Origin of the sequence: Enterobacter sp. 198, assembly GCF_009025585.1 — a bacterium.
GTDB lineage: Bacteria > Pseudomonadota > Gammaproteobacteria > Enterobacterales > Enterobacteriaceae > Enterobacter > Enterobacter ludwigii.
Map to the genome: position 1 here is coordinate 232,119 of NZ_WCIM01000034.1, position 19,597 is coordinate 251,715.

15 protein-coding genes are annotated in these 19,597 nt (G+C 55.1%); 6 read left to right on the forward strand and 9 right to left on the reverse strand.

Translation table 11 applies throughout. The annotated features are described in order from the left end of the window. Positions 1-10 precede the first annotated feature (10 nt). The 4 genes from hofC to nadC form a co-directional block, all read right to left on the reverse strand. A complete protein-coding gene (gene hofC / locus F8561_RS23655) occupies positions 11-1,195 on the reverse strand; it encodes a protein transport protein HofC (RefSeq protein ID WP_151888035.1) in 1,185 nt (394 codons plus the stop codon). Beyond that, positions 1,185-2,567 carry a type II secretion system protein GspE gene (gene gspE / locus F8561_RS23660; protein WP_151888058.1) on the reverse strand — a complete coding sequence of 461 codons (1,383 nt, stop codon included), beginning with the start codon at positions 2,565-2,567 and terminating at the stop codon, positions 1,185-1,187. Before gspE ends, hofC begins: the two co-directional genes overlap by 11 nt. Positions 2,568-2,577: 10 nt before the next feature. Continuing rightward, positions 2,578-3,015 (reverse strand): prepilin peptidase-dependent pilin, encoded by a 438-nt coding sequence (ppdD, locus tag F8561_RS23665; RefSeq protein WP_014168644.1) that lies wholly within the window; start codon positions 3,013-3,015, stop codon positions 2,578-2,580. A gap of 173 nt (positions 3,016-3,188) precedes the next feature. Continuing rightward, positions 3,189-4,082: a carboxylating nicotinate-nucleotide diphosphorylase gene (gene nadC, locus F8561_RS23670; RefSeq protein WP_151888036.1), complete on the reverse strand. Its 894-nt coding sequence runs from the start codon at positions 4,080-4,082 to the stop codon at positions 3,189-3,191. 87 nt (positions 4,083-4,169) lie between these two features. Between nadC and ampD the strand changes: the two genes are divergently transcribed. Together ampD and ampE are read left to right on the forward strand one after the other, a co-directional pair. Beyond that, positions 4,170-4,721: a 1,6-anhydro-N-acetylmuramyl-L-alanine amidase AmpD gene (gene ampD / locus F8561_RS23675; RefSeq protein WP_040018635.1), complete on the forward strand. Its 552-nt coding sequence runs from the start codon at positions 4,170-4,172 to the stop codon at positions 4,719-4,721. A 9-nt stretch (positions 4,722-4,730) separates the two neighbouring features. Beyond that, complete coding sequence (gene ampE, locus F8561_RS23680; protein WP_151888037.1) at positions 4,731-5,585, forward strand: beta-lactamase regulator AmpE; 855 nt, start codon at positions 4,731-4,733, stop codon at positions 5,583-5,585. Between the two features lie 18 nt (positions 5,586-5,603). Here ampE and F8561_RS23685 read toward each other — a convergent pair whose 3' ends face one another. The 3 genes from F8561_RS23685 to aroP all read right to left on the reverse strand — a co-directional run bounded on the left by F8561_RS23685 (position 5,604) and on the right by aroP (position 9,497). Next, positions 5,604-6,554 (reverse strand): family 43 glycosylhydrolase, encoded by a 951-nt coding sequence (locus F8561_RS23685; RefSeq protein WP_151888038.1) that lies wholly within the window; start codon positions 6,552-6,554, stop codon positions 5,604-5,606. A gap of 10 nt (positions 6,555-6,564) precedes the next feature. Continuing rightward, complete coding sequence (locus tag F8561_RS23690; RefSeq protein ID WP_014168649.1) at positions 6,565-7,962, reverse strand: glycoside-pentoside-hexuronide (GPH):cation symporter; 1,398 nt, start codon at positions 7,960-7,962, stop codon at positions 6,565-6,567. A gap of 164 nt (positions 7,963-8,126) precedes the next feature. After that, the gene (gene aroP, locus F8561_RS23695; RefSeq protein WP_014168651.1) at positions 8,127-9,497 is read right to left on the reverse strand and encodes an aromatic amino acid transporter AroP; all 1,371 of its coding nucleotides are present in this window, start codon (positions 9,495-9,497) and stop codon (positions 8,127-8,129) included. Between the two features lie 537 nt (positions 9,498-10,034). Between aroP and pdhR the strand changes: the two genes are divergently transcribed. The 4 genes from pdhR to lpdA all read left to right on the forward strand — a co-directional run bounded on the left by pdhR (position 10,035) and on the right by lpdA (position 17,116). Next, positions 10,035-10,799: a pyruvate dehydrogenase complex transcriptional repressor PdhR gene (gene pdhR / locus F8561_RS23700; protein WP_013095596.1), complete on the forward strand. Its 765-nt coding sequence runs from the start codon at positions 10,035-10,037 to the stop codon at positions 10,797-10,799. A gap of 123 nt (positions 10,800-10,922) precedes the next feature. Further along, on the forward strand, positions 10,923-13,586 hold the full coding sequence (gene aceE, locus F8561_RS23705; protein ID WP_014168653.1) for a pyruvate dehydrogenase (acetyl-transferring), homodimeric type: 2,664 nt from the start codon (positions 10,923-10,925) through the stop codon (positions 13,584-13,586). A gap of 14 nt (positions 13,587-13,600) precedes the next feature. Continuing rightward, on the forward strand, positions 13,601-15,493 hold the full coding sequence (gene aceF, locus F8561_RS23710) for a pyruvate dehydrogenase complex dihydrolipoyllysine-residue acetyltransferase (RefSeq protein WP_151888039.1): 1,893 nt from the start codon (positions 13,601-13,603) through the stop codon (positions 15,491-15,493). A gap of 198 nt (positions 15,494-15,691) precedes the next feature. Beyond that, positions 15,692-17,116: a dihydrolipoyl dehydrogenase gene (lpdA, locus tag F8561_RS23715; RefSeq protein ID WP_020882589.1), complete on the forward strand. Its 1,425-nt coding sequence runs from the start codon at positions 15,692-15,694 to the stop codon at positions 17,114-17,116. 52 nt (positions 17,117-17,168) lie between these two features. Here lpdA and F8561_RS23720 read toward each other — a convergent pair whose 3' ends face one another. Together F8561_RS23720 and F8561_RS23725 are read right to left on the reverse strand one after the other, a co-directional pair. Then, positions 17,169-17,960: a DUF2950 family protein gene (locus F8561_RS23720; RefSeq protein ID WP_044858481.1), complete on the reverse strand. Its 792-nt coding sequence runs from the start codon at positions 17,958-17,960 to the stop codon at positions 17,169-17,171. A 10-nt stretch (positions 17,961-17,970) separates the two neighbouring features. Further along, positions 17,971-19,500, reverse strand: a complete 1,530-nt coding sequence (locus tag F8561_RS23725; protein WP_121339907.1) for a DUF3300 domain-containing protein — start codon at positions 19,498-19,500, stop codon at positions 17,971-17,973. Positions 19,501-19,597: the final 97 nt, after the last annotated feature.

A 19,597-nucleotide genomic window follows, 5' to 3' on the forward strand; every position in this document is an offset into this window, starting at 1 on the left:
TGTGCCAGCGTTATCCCGCACTCATCGCATCCCCGAGGTGGAAGATAGGCAGATACATTGCCACCACCAGCGTGCCGATAATCACACCCGTCACAATCAGCAGCACAGGCTCCAGTACGGCAGCCAGGTTATCTGCTGACTGAAAGGTTTGCTCCGTGTGGTGACGCGCCAGGTTTACCAGCATGATGTCGAGCGCACCTGACGTTTCACCGGTTCGCAATAGCTGAATACACAGCGGAGTAAAAACCGCCGCCTTTTGAAAGGATGCCCAAAGGGGATAACCCTTTTCAATGTCTTCCCGGATGGCGCGGAGTATCCCCTGCCAGTACCTGCTCTCAACCGTCTCTTCTGCACTCTCCAGACCCTTTAAAAAAGCGATGCCCGCCTGCTGCGTGAGCGACAGCACGGTAAAAATTTGCCCCAGCTTTTGTCCTTTAGCCAGCGCGCCCATGACGGGGATATGCAGCAGTACGTGTTGCCAGCGTGGATCCTGCCGCAAACCCCAGGCGATGATCACAGGAAGGAGTAGCCCCGCGAACAGCGCGAAGGCATAGGACTGTATAAACGTTGCCATTCCCATGACTATCTGTGTCAGCATCGGGAGCGGGGTATTAAACGTTTTGTAGATGGCGGCGAACTCGGGCAAGACCAGAGTGACCATGGCCAGCACCACGAGTACCGCCAGAGCCAGGATTACCATCGGGTAACGCAGTGCCTTTTTCACTTTCGCACTGAGTTGCTGTTGTGATTTTTGTTGCTGGGCAAGTTCACGGCAGCACGTCTCCAGCTTCCCGGTTAGCTCGCCGGTCTTCACCATCGACACATATAGTGGGCTAAATACCGCGGGCCAGCGCTTCAGCGCCTCAGAAAAAGAGCATCCTTCACTCAGCTCATCGGCAAGGCTTTGCAGGAGTGCCTGCCAGGGTGTTATCGGATGCTGGTCCGCCAGCATCTGCAGGCTGTCAGACAATGTCAGGCCCGCCTGCAAAAGCGTGGCGAGCTGGTGAAATACCTCGTAGCGGTGATGTGGTCGCCAGCGATACCTCTGCGTGCAGCGGGTGATTGTCAGAGGATGTAGCGCTTTGCGCATCAGCCTGTCGAAAGCCGCATTGCGGTCAGTTGCCCACAGAGCCCCGCTTCGGGGTTCTCCTTCAACGGATAGCGCACGCCAGCGCCAGAGGTGATTAGCAGCCATCGGGCATTCCCAGGATACGCAGCAACTCTTCGAGCGTGGTCAGTCCCTGTTCAACAGCCATACAGCCATGTTCGAAAAGGGATGTCATTCCTGCCTGACGGGCGCTGGCCTCAATCACCTCTGACCCCGCTCCGCTGGCAATGGCCTGCCGGAGTGTCTGGTCAATGACGAGCACTTCAAAAATGGCGACGCGACCATAAAAACCGTGATAACAGCGCTCACAGCCGGTGGGTTGCCAGCGCGGCAGCGGCCGGGGCCAAATGGAGCGAGGCAGTTCTGCCCGCTTGTCGGTTTCCTGGCGGCAATGGGGGCATAAACGGCGCACCAGTCGCTGGGCGATGACCAGCGAGAGGGCGGAAGAGATCATCCATCGCGCCACCCCCATCTGCTGCAGGCGGATCAGGGTTTCCGCCGTCGAGTTGGTGTGTAGCGTCGACAACACCAGATGCCCGGTTTGTGCGGCATTAATGGCAATCTCTGCCGTTTCGCCATCACGAATTTCGCCGACCATAATGATGTCAGGATCCTGACGTAGCAGCGCTCTCAGCACCGTCTGGAAGGTAAGGCCCGCACGCGGGTTTATCTGCGTCTGGTTTAATCCTGCAAGCGGGATCTCTATCGGGTCTTCCACGCTGCAGATGTTCACATCCGGCGTGTTTCGAGCCTGCAGCGCGCTGTACAGCGTTACGGTTTTACCGCTGCCGGTGGGGCCGGTAACCAGAATCAGCCCCTGCGGCTGGTGGAGCACTTCGCTAAAGCCGGCCAGCTGTTTAGTATTCATCCCCAACGTTTCTGGCTCAAGAGATTGCTGAACCTGATGCAGCAGGCGCAGTACAATTTTTTCACCGCCGCTGCAGGGAAGCGTGGCGATGCGAAATGAGACCGGCTCGTTTGCCAGCTCAATCGTAAACTGACCGTCCTGCGGTAAGCGGCGCTCCGCAATATCGAGGTTACCCAGCACTTTTAACCGGGCGCTGAGCATGGTGGCCAGCGCGGCTGAAAGTGGGGGCTGCGGGCAAAGCACGCCGTCGATGCGCAGGCGAATCTGGCAAGTCTGCTCCATCGGTTCAATATGAATATCAGAAGCGCGTTGGTTTATCGCCTGCTGCAGCGTGTGGTTAAGAATATCCACCGCTGAGTGTGTCGGCGTAACGACGGGCAGATGCGTTTGTGTGGTTAACTGCCGGTGCTTTTCCATGCGCTCGGCGCTCCAGCACTCGATATCAATCCGTTTCTGGGTAGCGAAACGCAGGGCTTCCATCAGTTCAGGGCCGGGGTTTCCCACGACGGCAATGCTAATCATGTCGCTATCGCTGCTCAGCAGAAGGGCATGATGACGCAGACAAAGTGCGACAAGCTGATCGGTATTCATCATCCGCTCCTCAGTGGGTGTCGAAGCGGAAAACGTCTTCACAGGCCTGCTTGAGCGCGCTGTCGGTACCGATGTTGCAGTCACGCGTCCACCCCGTCATGCCGTTGCCATCACTCCATTGTGGCGTCATGACCACCTCCAGCCCGTTAAGGCTCTCCTGGCCGGTTAAGGTCACGACGCCTTTCGCCACGTTCATGCCTGAAACGTAGCGGGTAGTGGTGGGGGACGGGATGCCATTACTGCCTCCGTCACAGCTCTCCACGCCGCCGTGATCCAGGGCGCAAAGCTCAATGGCGGTACGGTAGGGAATGAAGGTTTGCAGCATATCGGTCAACGCTGCTTTTCGCAGGTAGTTCTGGTATGCGGGAACGCCGATGGCGCTCAGAATGGCAATAATGCCGATCACCACCATCAGCTCAATGAGTGTGAATCCTTGTTGTCTGTCCATGTCTGCTCCTTACGTTAAGTAGGGCTACTCTGGCAGTGAGACAGCGCAGAAACGAGGGGCAAAAAAAGGAACGTGAAGGGGCTTTCAGGGAATTCGTGGCGTGTTGCAGGGTAGGGCAATGCTTTTGCGAGCGGGAGTGAATTTCCCCTCTCCGCAACGAGAGGGGAGAGTCATTATTTGAAACGCATCGAGAGGTCGAGGGCGCGAACGTGCTTGGTCAGCGCCCCAACGGAGATGAAATCAACGCCGGTCTCGGCGAATTCACGGATCGTATCAAACGTCACGTTGCCGGATACTTCAAGCTGGGCTTTGCCGTTGGTCAGTTTTACCGCCTCGCGCATCTGCCCGGTTTCGAAGTTATCAAGCATGATGATATCGGCGCCGGCCTTGATAGCCTGCTCCAGCTCCTCCAGGTTTTCGACTTCCACTTCGACGGGCACATCCGGATGCAGCCAGAAGGCTTTTTCGACCGCCTGACGCACGGATCCTGAGGCAATGATATGGTTCTCTTTAATCAGGAACGCGTCAGACAACCCCAAACGATGGTTTGCACCGCCGCCACAGAGCACCGCGTATTTCAACGCAGTGCGCAGACCCGGTAGCGTTTTGCGGGTATCCAGCAACTGCGTGCGGGTACCCGCCAGCAGGTCAACGTAGCGACGCACTTCGCTTGCCACACCGGACAACGTCTGCACGAAGTTCAGCGCGGTTCGTTCGCCGGTCAGCAGTACGCGGGAAGGTCCATCAAGTTCGAACAGCGGCTGATTTGCCGTAATCGCATCACCGTCGTCGACATGCCAGGTGATCTGCACCTCATCGCCTGCCAGTTGGGTAAAGACCTCTTCAACCCAACGCTTACCGCAAAAAATACCCTCTTCGCGCGTAATAGTGACCGCATGTGAGCGAGTCTCTTTTGGCAATAATTGTGCGGTAATATCCCTGTCGGCGCTGACGTCACCGCCCAGATCTTCTTTCAGGGCATGGGCAACGCTTGCCGGAATATCCATACTAATACGTTCCAGAAGCGCTTCACGTCGGTTGTCGGGGTTGTAACGGCGAGGCGGCATGATAAAACTCCAAATTGGTAACGAATCATAATATTGAAACATGCTACTCTGAACCGAGTAACAGCACCATACATAAGGAGTTCCAGCATGTTGTTAGAAAACGGATGGCTGGTGGATGCGCGGCATGTGCCCTCGCCGCACCACGACCGCCGCCCGGAGGATGAAAAGCCCACACTGCTGGTTGTTCATAATATCAGTCTCCCGCCGGGTGAGTTTGGCGGCCCGTGGATCGACGCATTATTCACGGGGACCCTGGATCCTGATGCCCATCCTTTCTTTGCTGAGATTGCGCATCTGCGCGTGTCGGCTCACTGTCTGATCCGTCGCGACGGCGAAGTGGTTCAGTACGTCCCTTTTGATAAGCGTGCCTGGCATGCCGGCGTGTCGATGTACCAGGGACGCGACCGCTGCAATGATTTTTCCATCGGGATTGAGCTGGAAGGCACTGACACCACCCCCTACACCGATTCACAGTATCAACAGTTGGTGGCTGTAACCCAAACGCTGATCGGGCTCTATCCCGCGATAGCCGGGAATATTACGGGACACAGCGATATTGCCCCGGCGAGAAAAACCGATCCCGGCCCGGCTTTTGACTGGCCCCGGTTTCGCGCCTTGCTTACCGCGTCGTCAGAATAAGGAGATAACATGACGTTGTTTACCATGCTGCTGGTTATCATCGCTGAACGCCTGTTCAAACTCGGCGAGCACTGGCATCTGGATCACCGGCTGGAGGTGCTTTTCCGCCGGATCAAACATTTTTCCATGCTGCGCACGCTGCTGATGACCGCTGGCGTGATGGTTATAACGTTTTTACTGCTGCGTTCGCTTTACGGCCTCTTTTTCAACGTGCCGCTGCTGGTGGTGTGGATCCTGCTCGGCGTGCTCTGTATTGGCGCGGGCAAGGTGCGTATGCACTACCACGCCTATCTGAAAGCCGCATCCCGTGACGATGCCCATGCGCGGGGCGCCATGGCGAGCGAGCTGACGATGATCCACGGCGTGCCGCCGGATTGCGATGTGCGTGAATTTTTGCGCGAACTGCAAAATGCGCTGCTGTGGATCAACTTCCGTTACTACCTGGCACCGCTGTTCTGGTTTGTGGTGGGCGGCCCGTGGGGGCCGGTACTGCTGATGGGCTATGCGTTTCTGCGCGCCTGGCAGACCTGGCTTGCCCGTTACCTTACCCCGCATGAACGTTTATTGTCGGGAATCGATGCCATTCTGCATGTGCTGGACTGGCTCCCGGTACGTCTGGTGGGCGTCGTTTATGCGTTAATTGGCCACGGTGAAAAAGCGCTGCCGGCATGGTTTGCTTCGCTTGCCGACCGCCACACGTCTCAGTATCAGGTGTTGACACGTCTGGCGCAGTTCTCGCTGGCGCGTGAGCCGCATACCGACAAGATTGAAACGCCGAAAGCGGCTGTCTCCATGGCGAAGAAAACGTCGTTTGTGGTGGTCGTGGTCGTGGCGTTGCTGACTATTTACGGCACGCTGGTCTAAGCCAGCGCGCCGTACCGGTCAGATCGTATCAGCAGGCGGGATGCCAAAGTAAGGCATCCCGTTTTCGTCCCAGCGCACGTGTTTCAGACGCGTGTGACGATTCGGGTCATAGAGCGGGTCGCCTTCAATCTCGGTGTAGTTTCGCGCGTGGTAGACCAGCACGTCTTCTCCCTCCGGCGTTTGCGTAAAGCTGTTATGCCCGGGCCCAAACTGACGATTCTCGACGCTGGTTCGGAAAACCGGACGCGACGCTTTATGCCAGTTCGCCGGATTTTGCGGATCGGCATTCATGTCTATCCACAGTAACCCCATGCAATAGTTCTCATCCGTGGCGCTGGCGGAGTAGCTGATAAACAGCTTATCTTCGTGAAACAGCACTGCCGGACCTTCGTTGACCCAAAATCCGCGGCATTCCCAGTCATACTCCGGTTTACTGAGCATCACCGGCTCGCCTTTGAGCGTCCACGGATTCGCCATTTCGCACAGATAGAGGTTGGAGTTTCCGGCGATATCCGGGGCTTTTTGTGCCCACAAATACCAGCGTTTTCCCTGATGGACGAACGTGGTGGCGTCCAGTGCGAAGGTGTCGAACGGGGTGGTAATCTGGCCTTTCTCGATCCACGTCCCGGTGAGGGGATCGTGCTCCGCACACTCCAGCGCAAACATACGGTGCTGGAACATCCCGAGGCTGTCCAGCGCCTGGGTATGGGTGGCGGCAAAATAGATATACCACTTACCGTCAATGTGGTGCAGTTCCGGTGCCCAGATCAACTGGCTCATCGGCCCGGTCTCCGGTTTACGCCAGACCACGACCTCTTCGGCATCGCGTAGTCCTTCCAGCGAGTCGGCGCGACGGATCTCGAGCCTGTCGTACTGCGGCACGGAAGCGATAAAGTAGTACAGACCCTCGTGGTGCAGAATATAGGGGTCGGCACGTTGTTCAATAAACGGGTTTGGCCAGGTGTGCATTCGGCTTTCCTTATTTCGTCTCAGCGGCTTTGAGTTCCTGATAATTATTCAGCTCGCGATAATTGTTGCGACGCTTCTCGAGGTCTTCCTGGATCTGCTTCATCGTTTCGCGGTCAACCTTCAGCAGACGTACCACGCCTGCGGTAATGAGATACCCGACGCCCGGAATCACGGTAAACAGCAATACAATGCCGTTGATGGCATCCGGACTTTGCGCTTTCGCCCCCGCGTCATAACCGTACCAGGAGAGCAGGAAACCAACCATCGCACCGGCAATCGCCAGCCCCAGTTTGAGGAAGAAGATGTTACCGGAGAAGCTGATCCCGGTGATACGCTTACCGGTTTTCCACTCACCGTAGTCATCGACGTCGGCCATCAGCGACCAGTGCAGCGGAGACGGGATCTGGTGCAGGATGTTCAGCAGGAAGTAGAGCACCACAATGGTGACCGTGGCTTTCGGATCGAAGAAATAGAAGGCGCAGGAGAAAATCGCCAGCACGATGTTGGTCCAGAAGAACACTTTCAGCTTACACCAGCGGTCGGTGAGGACTTTCGCCAGCATACTGCCGAGCATCATGCCAACCACGCCCAGGCTGATAAACAGCGTGGCGAAATGAGTACTCTGGCCCATAACCCAGGTCACGTAGTACATCGTGGCCGCCATGCGGATAAAGCCCGGGCACACGTTGCACAGGGTCAGCAGCAGAATGCGCACCCACTGGTCGTTCTTCCACACGTCTTTCAGGTCGTTTTTCAGCTCGTCATGAGTCTGTACCGCCGGGCGTACACGCTCGCGAACGGTATAGAAGCAGAACAGGAACATACCGGTACCAATCAGCGCCAGCACGGTCATTGCCATCTGGTAGCCTTTGGCTTTGTTGTCACCACCAAACCAGTCGGCCATCGGTAACAGCGTCAGCGACAGCAGCAGCGTGGCGATACCTACCAGCACAAAGCGATAGGACTGGCAGGCAACACGTTCCTGCGGATCGTTGGTAATCACGCCGCCTAACGAGCAGTAAGGAATGTTGATTGCCGTATAGGTTAAAGAGAGCAGGAAATAGGTGACGAAGGCATAGATAACTTTGCTGTTGTAGCTCCACTCTGGTGTGGTGAACATCAGGATGCTGAACAGCGCATAGGGAAAGGCAATCCACAGCAGCCATGGACGAAACCGGCCATATTTACTGCGGGTACGGTCGGCGATGGCCCCCATAATCGGATCCGTTACGGCATCAATTACGCGGACAGACAGCAGCAGTACGCCGACCAGTGCAGGCGCCAGACCAAAAATATCGGTATAAAAATAATTAACAAACAACATGATGGCGCCAAAGATGATGTTGCAACCTGCATCGCCCATCCCATAGCCGATCTTTTCTTTTACTGACAGTTTTGCGTTATCCATAGACTGCTCTCCGGGTTACGGTATGGAGAGAATTATTTGCTGGCAAACGAATATATGCGTTGCAGTATCAGGGCGGTGATATGGATAAATGCGCTGTTGGCGTGAAACTGTGAGGGAGGTAACAACACGCGGTACCTGCAAAACGCAGATACCGCGGGGGAGACTTAGTGAGCTTTCAGGGCGTTGCGGCTTTTCTGGCTAAACAGATAGCCGATACCAAGAACGGCAACCCAGACTGGGATCAGGTACACCGAGATTGCCATACCCGGGGTCAGCAGCATGATGACCAGCACTCCCGCCATAAACAGCAGGCAGATCCAGTTGCCCAGCGGATAGAGCAGGGCAGGGAAGCGAGTCTTCACGCCCTGCTGATGCTTGGCACGGCGGAACTTGATGTGTGCCAGGCTGATCATCGCCCAGTTGATAACCAGGGCAGAGACCACCAGCGCCATCAGCAGGCCAAACGCCGATTCCGGTGCCAGATAGTTAATCAGGACACACAGCGCCGTTACGATCGCCGAAACGATGATGGTGTTCACCGGAACGCCACGCTTGTCGACGTTGAGCAGCATCTTCGGCGCGTTACCCTGCTGGGCCAGGCCGAACAGCATACGGCTGTTGCAGTATACGCAGCTGTTATAGACCGACAGCGCCGCTGTCAGCACCACGATGTTGAGCGCATTCGCCACGACGGTATCGCCCAGCTCGTGGAAAATCAGGACAAACGGGCTGGTGTCGGCAGTAACGCGCGTCCACGGCAGCAGAGAGAGCAGAACGGCCAGTGAGCCCACATAGAAAATCAGAATACGGTAGATAACCTGGTTGGTCGCTTTCGGGATGCTCTGTTCCGGGTTATCGGCTTCAGCTGCGGTGATGCCGACCAGCTCCAGACCGCCGAAGGAGAACATAATGATTGCCATCATCATCACGAGGCCCGTCATGCCGTGAGGCAGGAAGCCGCCCTGTTCCCAGAGGTTGCGTACCGTGGCCTGCGGGCCACCGTTGCCGCTAAACAGCAGCCAACCGCCAAAGATGATCATCGCCACGACGGCAACCACTTTGATGATGGCAAACCAGAACTCCATCTCACCGAAGACTTTAACGTTGGTGAGGTTGATGGCGTTAATGATGACGAAGAAGGCCGCAGCAGAAGCCCAGGTGGGGATCTCCGGGTACCAGAACTGAATGTATTTCCCGACGGCGGTCAGTTCAGCCATGGCAACCAGAACGTACAACACCCAGTAGTTCCAGCCTGACGCGAAACCGGCGAAACTGCCCCAGTACTTATAGGCAAAGTGGCTGAAAGAGCCCGCAACCGGCTCTTCAACGACCATTTCACCTAACTGGCGCATAATCAGAAAAGCGATAAAACCGGCAATGGCGTAACCCAAAATAATGCCGGGACCGGCAGACTGGATAACGGATGCACTTCCCAGAAATAGTCCAGTGCCAATAGCACCGCCCAGTGCGATTAGCTGTATATGGCGGTTCTTCAGACCGCGCTTTAGCTGATCGCCGTGCTGTTGAGCTTCCATTTGAAACCTCGTGTGTGGTTGTTATGTTCACGCGACGCGTGTGTAATTATGAATATCCGTTTTCTGTATTTATTTCTTTACAGTCAATGAGACCGAAAAAAGCGGAGATGTCTTCCGTAATCGCCAGAATAGTGGTAAGCGCCAGCGATTGCACCTGCTTTATGCCGGGGCGATGACGAGTTGAATAAAAAGAAAGCATTTGTAAATTACCCCGCTAACCCTTCATACCCCAACCTATAGAATAGAAATGTTCCGTAAGTGGGCAAAATTTCATATTTTGCGTTGTTGAATCGCTTCAGATTGCAAAAACCCTCGTTTCATTAAGGTTAAAACTCCCACTAAGGGAGTAACTAACTCATTTGTGCGAAGTTACATTTCTGAAACGTTATTTCTGTAAGGTTGTTAAAATGTGCAGGGTTTACTGATTTCAATCAAAACCAATATGGACAGAAGGTGAATACTTTGTTACTTTAGCGATACGAACTTGAAATTGGTAAGACCAATTGACTCCGGGCAAAAAGGCGTAAGACAGGGAATATGGCCTACAGCAAAATTCGCCAACCAAAACTATCTGATGTGATTGAGCAGCAGCTGGAGTTTTTAATCCTCGAAGGGACACTGCGCCCGGGTGAGAAACTTCCGCCAGAACGCGAGCTGGCAAAACAGTTCGACGTTTCACGTCCCTCTCTGCGTGAGGCGATTCAACGTCTCGAAGCAAAGGGCTTGCTGCTTCGTCGCCAGGGCGGCGGAACCTTTGTGCAAAACAGCCTGTGGCAGAGCTTCAGCGATCCGCTGGTAGAACTTCTCTCTGACCACCCAGAATCCCAGTTTGATCTGCTTGAGACCCGTCACGCGCTAGAAGGTATCGCGGCCTATTACGCCGCACTTCGTAGCACTGATGAAGATCGCGTGCGTATCCGCGAACTTCATCAGGCCATTGAACGGGCACAGCAATCCGGCGATTTAGACGCCGAGTCCAATGCCGTTGTCCAGTATCAAATCGCCGTCACCGAAGCTGCACACAATGTTGTGCTCCTCCATCTGCTACGCTGCATGGAGCCGATGCTGGCCCAGAACGTTCGTCAGAATTTTGAATTGTTGTATGCCCGTCGGGACATGCTCCCATTGGTAAGCAACCATCGCACCCGAGTATTCGAGGCGATAATGGCCGGGGAACCGGAGCAGGCGCGCGAAGCGTCGCACCGACATCTGGCTTTCATTGAGGAAATCTTGCTGGACCGCAGCCGTGAACAATCGCGTCGCGAACGTTCATTACGCCGCATACAGCAACGAAAGGATTAAGCGCCAGGGTTTTTTAGAGCGCGGCAACTAAACGCAGAACCTGTCTTATTGTGTTCTTGCCCAAGAGCACAATGGGACAGGTTCCAGACAAATCAACGTATTAGATAGATAAGGAATACCCCCATGTCAGAACGTCTCCAAAATGACGTGGATCCGATCGAAACTCGCGACTGGCTACAGGCGATCGAATCGGTCATCCGTGAAGAAGGTGTTGAGCGTGCTCAGTATCTGATTGATCAGCTGCTTTCTGAAGCCCGCAAAGGCGGTGTGAAGGTTGCTTCAGGTGCAGGGGCTAGCAACTACGTAAACACGATTGCCGTTGAAGACGAACCGGAATACCCGGGCAATCTGGATCTGGAACGCCGTATCCGTTCTGCAATCCGCTGGAACGCCATCATGACCGTTCTGCGCGCGTCCAAGAAAGACCTGGAGCTGGGTGGCCACATGGCGTCCTTCCAGTCCTCTGCGACCGTTTACGAAGTGTGTTTCAACCACTTCTTCCGTGCAGCTAACGAGAAAGACGGCGGCGATCTGGTGTACTTCCAGGGCCACATCTCTCCGGGCATCTATGCACGTGCATTCCTGGAAGGTCGTCTGACTGAAGAGCAGATGAACAACTTCCGTCAGGAAGTTCACGGTAAAGGTCTGTCTTCTTACCCACACCCTAAACTGATGCCAGAATTCTGGCAGTTCCCGACAGTATCCATGGGTCTGGGCCCAATCGGTGCTATCTATCAGGCTAAATTCCTGAAATATCTGGAACACCGTGGTCTGAAAGACACCTCTGAACAGACCGTCTACGCCTTCCTGGGCGATGGCGAGATGGATGAGCCAGAATCGAAAGGCGCAATCACCATTGCGACCCGTGAGAAACTGGACAACCTGTGCTTCATCATCAACTGTAACCTGCAGCGTCTGGATGGTCCGGTAACCGGTAACGGCAAGATCATCAACGAACTGGAAGGCATCTTCGCAGGTGCTGGCTGGAACGTGATCAAAGTGATGTGGGGTTCCCGTTGGGACGAACTGCTGCGTAAAGACACCAGCGGTAAACTGATCCAGCTGATGAACGAAACCGTTGACGGTGACTACCAGACCTTCAAATCCAAAGACGGTGCCTACGTTCGTGAGCACTTCTTCGGTAAATATCCTGAAACCGCAGCACTGGTTGCAGACTGGACTGACGAACAGATCTGGGCTCTGAACCGTGGCGGCCACGATCCGAAGAAAATTTACGCTGCACTGAAAAAAGCGCGTGAAACCAAAGGTAAAGCGACTGTAATCCTGGCCCATACCATCAAAGGTTACGGCATGGGTGATACCGCAGAAGGTAAAAACATCGCTCACCAGGTTAAGAAAATGAACATGGACGGCGTGCGTTATATCCGCGACCGTTTCAACGTTCCAGTGACCGATGAGCAGGTAGAAAACCTGTCTTACATCACCTTCCCTGAAGGTTCTGAAGAGCATAAGTACCTGCACGAACGTCGTCAGGCGCTGAAAGGCTACCTGCCAGCTCGTCAGCCTAACTTCACCGAGAAGCTGGAACTGCCAGCGCTGGAAGATTTCTCTCAGCTGCTGGAAGAGCAGAACAAAGAGATCTCTACCACTATCGCTTTCGTTCGTGCCCTGAACGTGATGCTGAAGAACAAGTCGATCAAAGATCGTCTGGTTCCAATCATTGCCGACGAAGCGCGTACTTTCGGTATGGAAGGTCTGTTCCGTCAGATCGGTATTTACAGCCCGAACGGCCAGCAGTACACCCCGCAGGACCGTGAACAGGTTGCTTACTACAAAGAAGACGAGAAAGGTCAGATCCTGCAGGAAGGTATCAACGAGCTGGGCGCAGGCGCATCCTGGCTGGCTGCTGCGACCTCTTACAGCACCAACAACCTGCCGATGATCCCGTTCTACATTTACTACTCCATGTTCGGGTTCCAGCGTATCGGTGACCTGTGCTGGCAGGCAGGCGACCAGCAGGCTCGCGGCTTCCTGATCGGTGGTACTTCTGGTCGTACGACCCTGAACGGTGAAGGTCTGCAGCACGAAGATGGTCACAGCCATATTCAGTCTCTGACTATCCCTAACTGTATTTCTTACGACCCGTCTTACGCGTACGAAGTGGCAGTCATCATGCATGACGGTCTGCAGCGCATGTACGGTGAAGCGCAAGAGAACATTTACTACTACATCACCACGCTGAACGAAAACTACCACATGCCGGCCATGCCAGCAGGTGCCGAGGAAGGTATCCGTAAAGGTATCTACAAACTCGAAACCGTTGCAGGTAGCAAAGGTAAAGTTCAGCTGCTGGGCTCCGGTTCTATCCTGCGTCACGTACGTGAAGCGGCACAGATCCTGGCGAACGACTACGGCGTTGGCTCTGACGTGTACAGCGTAACGTCCTTCACTGAACTGGCGCGTGATGGCCAGGATTGTGAGCGCTGGAACATGCTGCACCCAATGGAAACGCCACGCGTTCCATACATCGCTCAGGTGATGAATGACGCGCCTGCGGTTGCGTCTACTGACTATATGAAACTGTTCGCTGAGCAGGTTCGTACTTACGTACCGGCTGATGATTACCGCGTACTGGGTACTGACGGCTTCGGTCGTTCTGACAGCCGCGAAAACCTGCGTCACCACTTCGAAGTGGATGCATCTTACGTGGTTGTAGCAGCACTGGGCGAACTGGCTAAACGTGGCGAAATCGATAAGAAAGTGGTTGCGGACGCAATCACCAAATTCAACATCGATGCAGATAAAGTTAACCCGCGTCTGGCGTAAGAGGTAAAAGAAGAATGGCTATCGAAATCAAAGTACCGGACATCGGGGCTGATGAAGTTGAAATCACCGAGATCCTGGTCAAAGTGGGCGACAAAGTTGAAGCTGAACAGTCGCTGATCACTGTAGAAGGCGATAAAGCCTCTATGGAAGTTCCGTCTCCTCAGGCTGGCATCGTTAAAGAGATCAAAGTCTCTGTTGGCGATAAAACCGAGACTGGCAAACTGATCATGATTTTCGATTCCGCCGACGGTGCAGCAGCTGCTGCACCTGCGCAGGAAGAGAAGAAAGAAGCTGCTCCTGCGGCTGCTGCACCAGCAGCTGCTGCGGCAAAAGAAGTCAACGTGCCTGACATCGGCGGTGACGAAGTTGAAGTCACTGAAATCCTGGTGAAAGTGGGCGATACCGTTACGGCTGAGCAGTCCCTGATCACCGTAGAAGGCGACAAAGCCTCTATGGAAGTGCCGGCGCCATTCGCGGGTACGGTTAAAGAGATCAAGATCAACACCGGTGACAAAGTTTCTACCGGCTCTCTGATCATGATCTTCGAAGTGGCAGGTGCTGCACCTGCTGCCGCGCCTGCTCAGGCTGCTGCGCCAGCACCGGCCGCTGCACCTGCTGGCGGTGCGAAAGATGTCAACGTACCTGACATCGGTGGTGACGAAGTTGAAGTCACCGAAGTGATGGTGAAAGTGGGCGACAAAGTTGCTGCTGAACAGTCACTGATCACCGTTGAAGGCGACAAAGCGTCTATGGAAGTACCCGCGCCATTCGCGGGTACCGTTAAAGAGATCAAAATCAGCACCGGCGACAAAGTGTCTACGGGCTCTCTGATCATGGTCTTCGAAGTGGAAGGCGCTGCGCCAGCTGCTGCTCCGGCTGCCGCTGCTGCACCAGCACCTGCCGCTGCACCGGCTCAGGCGGCTAAACCTGCTGCTGCCCCTGCTGCAAAAGCAGAAGGTAAATCTGAGTTCGCTGAGAACGACGCTTACGTCCACGCTACGCCACTGATTCGTCGCCTGGCGCGCGAATTCGGTGTAAACCTGGCGAAAGTGAAAGGGACTGGCCGTAAAGGTCGTATCCTGCGCGAAGACGTTCAGGCCTATGTGAAAGACGCGGTGAAACGCGCTGAAGCTGCCCCTGCTGCTGCCGCTGGCGGCGGTATCCCGGGCATGCTGCCATGGCCGAAAGTGGACTTCAGCAAGTTCGGTGAAATCGAAGAAGTGGAACTGGGTCGTATCCAGAAAATCTCGGGTGCCAACCTGAGCCGTAACTGGGTGATGATCCCGCACGTTACGCACTTCGACAAAACGGATATCACCGATCTGGAAGCGTTCCGTAAACAGCAGAATGCCGAAGCTGAGAAGCGTAAACTGGACGTGAAATTCACCCCAGTCGTCTTCATCATGAAAGCCGTTGCTGCGGCGCTTGAGCAGATGCCACGCTTCAACAGCTCCCTGTCCGAAGATGGCCAGAAGCTGACGCTGAAGAAATACATCAACATCGGTGTTGCGGTTGATACGCCAAATGGTCTGGTTGTTCCGGTCTTTAAAGACGTGAACAAGAAGAGCATCACTGAGCTGTCCCGTGAACTGACCACCATCTCCAAAAAAGCGCGTGATGGTAAGCTGACTGCCGGCGAAATGCAGGGCGGCTGCTTCACTATCTCCAGCATCGGCGGCCTGGGTACTACCCACTTCGCACCGATTGTTAACGCGCCGGAAGTGGCTATCCTCGGTGTGTCCAAGTCCGCGATGGAACCGGTATGGAATGGCAAAGAGTTCGTGCCGCGTCTGATGATGCCAATCTCTCTGTCCTTCGACCACCGCGTGATCGACGGTGCTGATGGTGCGCGTTTCATCACCATCATCAACAACACCCTGAGCGACATTCGCCGCCTGGTGATGTAATCGAAAAGCCGGCCAGTCGGCCGGCTTTTTTCTGTTAATCTCATGTGGTCTGTGAGGTTATTGGCGAAAAGCGACAATTCGTGAGCCGTTTGTTGTTTCAAAATTGTTAACAATTTTGTAAACTGCGGGCGGATAGAACGTCCCGGTGGATGAAGGGCGACAAGTACCTGGACCGCCGGAAATCAATAAGAGGTCATGATGAGTACTGAAATCAAAACTCAGGTCGTGGTACTTGGGGCAGGCCCGGCGGGTTACTCTGCTGCCTTCCGTTGCGCTGATTTAGGTCTGGAAACCGTAATCGTAGAACGCTACAACACCCTCGGTGGTGTTTGCCTGAACGTAGGCTGTATCCCTTCTAAAGCTCTGCTGCACGTTGCGAAAGTTATCGAAGAAGCCAAAGCACTGGCTGAACACGGTATCGTCTTCGGCGAGCCGAAAACCGATATCGACAAGATTCGTACCTGGAAAGAGAAAGTTATCACTCAGCTGACCGGTGGTCTGGCAGGTATGGCCAAAGGCCGTAAAGTGAAAGTGGTCAACGGTCTGGGTAAATTCACCGGCGCGAACACCCTGGAAGTGGAAGGCGAAAACGGCAAAACCGTTATTAACTTCGACAACGCGATCATCGCTGCGGGTTCCCGTCCAATTCAGCTGCCATTCATTCCACATGAAGATCCACGCGTGTGGGATTCCACCGATGCGCTGGAGCTGAAATCCGTACCTAAGCGTATGCTGGTTATGGGTGGCGGTATCATCGGTCTGGAAATGGGTACCGTGTACCATGCGCTGGGTTCAGAGATCGACGTGGTTGAAATGTTCGACCAGGTTATCCCGGCTGCCGATAAAGACATCGTTAAAGTCTTCACCAAACGTATCAGCAAGAAATTCAACCTGATGCTGGAAACCAAAGTGACTGCCGTTGAAGCGAAAGAAGACGGTATTTACGTTTCCATGGAAGGCAAAAAAGCCCCTGCCGAACCACAGCGTTACGACGCCGTGCTGGTGGCTATCGGCCGTGTGCCGAACGGTAAAAACCTCGACGCGGGCAAAGCAGGCGTGGAAGTGGACGACCGTGGCTTCATCCGCGTTGACAAACAGCTGCGCACCAACGTGCCGCACATCTTTGCTATCGGCGATATCGTCGGTCAGCCAATGCTGGCGCACAAAGGTGTTCACGAAGGTCACGTTGCCGCTGAAGTTATCGCCGGCATGAAACACTACTTCGATCCGAAAGTGATCCCATCTATCGCTTACACCGAGCCAGAAGTGGCATGGGTGGGTCTGACTGAGAAAGAAGCGAAAGAGAAAGGCATCAGCTACGAAACCGCCACCTTCCCGTGGGCTGCTTCTGGCCGTGCTATCGCTTCCGACTGCGCAGACGGTATGACCAAACTGATCTTCGACAAAGAGACTCACCGTGTGATCGGTGGTGCGATTGTCGGTACCAACGGCGGCGAGCTGCTGGGTGAAATCGGTCTGGCTATCGAAATGGGTTGTGACGCTGAAGACATCGCGCTGACCATCCACGCTCACCCGACTCTGCACGAGTCTGTTGGCCTGGCGGCAGAAGTGTTCGAAGGTAGCATCACCGACCTGCCTAACGCGAAAGCGAAGAAGAAATAAGTTTCTTCATGATTGCGAAACGCCTCCTCCGGAGGCGTTTTTTTTGCCTGCGTTATGGGGCGACCGGTTGCCAGGTGTGATCCAGATGATAAGCAGGTAACGCCTGCGCTTTCTTCTCTGACTCGCTGCCGAGGTCCGACTGGTACACCTTGTCGGTCTGGTTTATTACAAAACTCATCACGCCCGTCTGACCGTAGCTGACTGGCCAGGCCACCATTGCAAAACCGTTTTTATCCGGCAGGATGCGAAAACGGTAGCCGTGATAGCCAGTGCCGGGTTCTTTCGGGCTGAAGGCCGGACCGAGTGGGCTGGGGGCTTCGCCGGGCGAAGCCGGCCAGTATAAGCCGTCTTTTTTGCCGGCTGAGCTGACAATCTTCTGTGCATATTTCTGGTTCAGCGCAAAATAGCTTTGCTGTGCATCCACATACGCGTGTAGCGCCTCGATGGCGGCGAGCTCGTTGCGGCCAATCTCGCGGGTCAGGATCTCTTCAGCCCCTTCTTTGATATCAAATTGCCAGCCAGAGGCGGTTTTGATCACCGGAATCGGTAGCTGCCAGTCGCTGTCACCGACCACAAGATGTGCCTTATCCCCGTCAACGACCGTATTGTGCCGAACTTTCCAGTCGCGCAGGAAGCGATCCACGGCATCAGGATCCACCCCTTCCGGCGGCAGGAAATCACGCCAGTTTTCACCGAGCAGGGTGTTCATCGCGCTTTCATTTTGCTCACTGATGGCGCTGGCCAGCGCATCGGTTGCTTGGTCTGGCGTGCTGAAAGATTGCTGCGCCATTGCGGCGGCCGACAGCATGAATAACGCGATCCCACTGAGTAATTTGCTTTTCATGTCGGCTTCCTTAACGGTGACGGAATTCACGGTGTTCAGCACGCCCGGTAGACGTCTGGCGTGGTTGCTGATGGCGGGCAGCCTGTTGCCGGCTCTGGGCGCCTCGCTGCTGCTGGGCTTGCCAGTTGGCGGAACGACTGTCGTTACCGCTGAGCGCATTGGCGCGCGGCTGGCTACTCCGCGCAGGCTGCGAAACCCGTTTCTCTTGCCTTTGCGAGGTGGTCGGGCGGCTGTCTCGCGTCTTAGCGGCTGTCCGCTGTGCCGTTTGCGGTTTGGTGTCGTAGCCCCGGTAGTTGTTGCGCTGAGAAATTTGCTTCAGCTGGGCGGTTGACGCCTGACGCTGTGCATCTTTGGTGCCCGGACGCGCGGTCTGCGGGAAGGTTTTTCCCGTTGATTTCTCCATCTGGCTCAGTGCAGCCTGTCGTTGGCTGTCCCGGTTGACCGGTTTTTGCTGCGTCGCGCTTAGCCCCGTTGCCGTGTTCGTTGAGTGGAAGCGATTGTTGAGCGTGTTAGTGGGATAGGGCACTCCTTCACGATAGGCCGGGTTATGCTGCCAGGTGCGGTTGGCGTCCGTCAGGCGCTGGCCGCTGATTTTATTAAAGTTCTCAACGTTGATATTGATGTTGTTATCACCGTTGCGGTTATAACCGCCGTGGTGATCCCAGTCGTCATCATGGTGGTGATCCCAGTCATCGTCATCATCCCAGTCGATGTTGCTGAAAATAGCGTAGGTGGTCGCCACGCCCAGGCTGAACCCTAAGCCTTTGACCAGGCTGTCCGTAAACTGCTCTCCCGGGGAGGGCGGTAAATAGACGGGCGGATAAGCGGTGTTCGGCCAGGTGCCATACACGGTATTCGGGTTGTAGGTGGGAACGTAAACCACCTGCGGGTCGGCGGACTCAATTTTAATGACCGTCGGGGCTGACGTCGTGGCGGTGCTTGTTGTCTGGCCGGTAGCCGTTTTCGCCGGGGCCGGTTTTGTCTCGGTGGTGACCGTTTGCTGCGGTGTTGATTGCAATGCACCGGTTTGCTGCGCCAGCAAACGCAGACGTTGCACGGAATCCATCACATCTTTCGGCTGCGCGAGAAACGCGTCGCCCAGGCTCTGCACCCAGGGTGGATTTTCGCCCATCAGGGACATCAACTGAGGAAACGCCACCAGTGATTTCACGCTCGGATCCCAGGGTTGATTCGCCACGGCCTGAATGGCGGCATCGCCCTGCAGTTTAGGGTTGTCTTTTGACCACTGTGCCGCCTGGATGACGTTGGCCGGGTAAGTCGAAGCCATCAAAATTTGCGATAGCAGGGCATCCGGGTAGAGCGCGATGGGGGCAACCCACTGATCAATTTGCGCGGTCGTGTAGGCTGGCGCGACGACCGGTGCTGGCTGAGCGGCAGGCGGCGCAGCCGGTTGTTGTGCGACGGGGGCAGGAGCCACAGGCTCCGTTGCGCGGCTTTTAACGAACATGACGCCTGAGGCGGCAAACAGCCCGGCACTGCACAGAAGGACAAGCAGTTGTGGCTTAAAGGGCAACTTCATAAAATGACTCCAACGAGACAAGCGCTGTGCCGTGAGGCGTTACGGTTGGCGTGAGTATCAATCACCCGTCTTTTACTGTTTTGACTTTTGTGGGGAA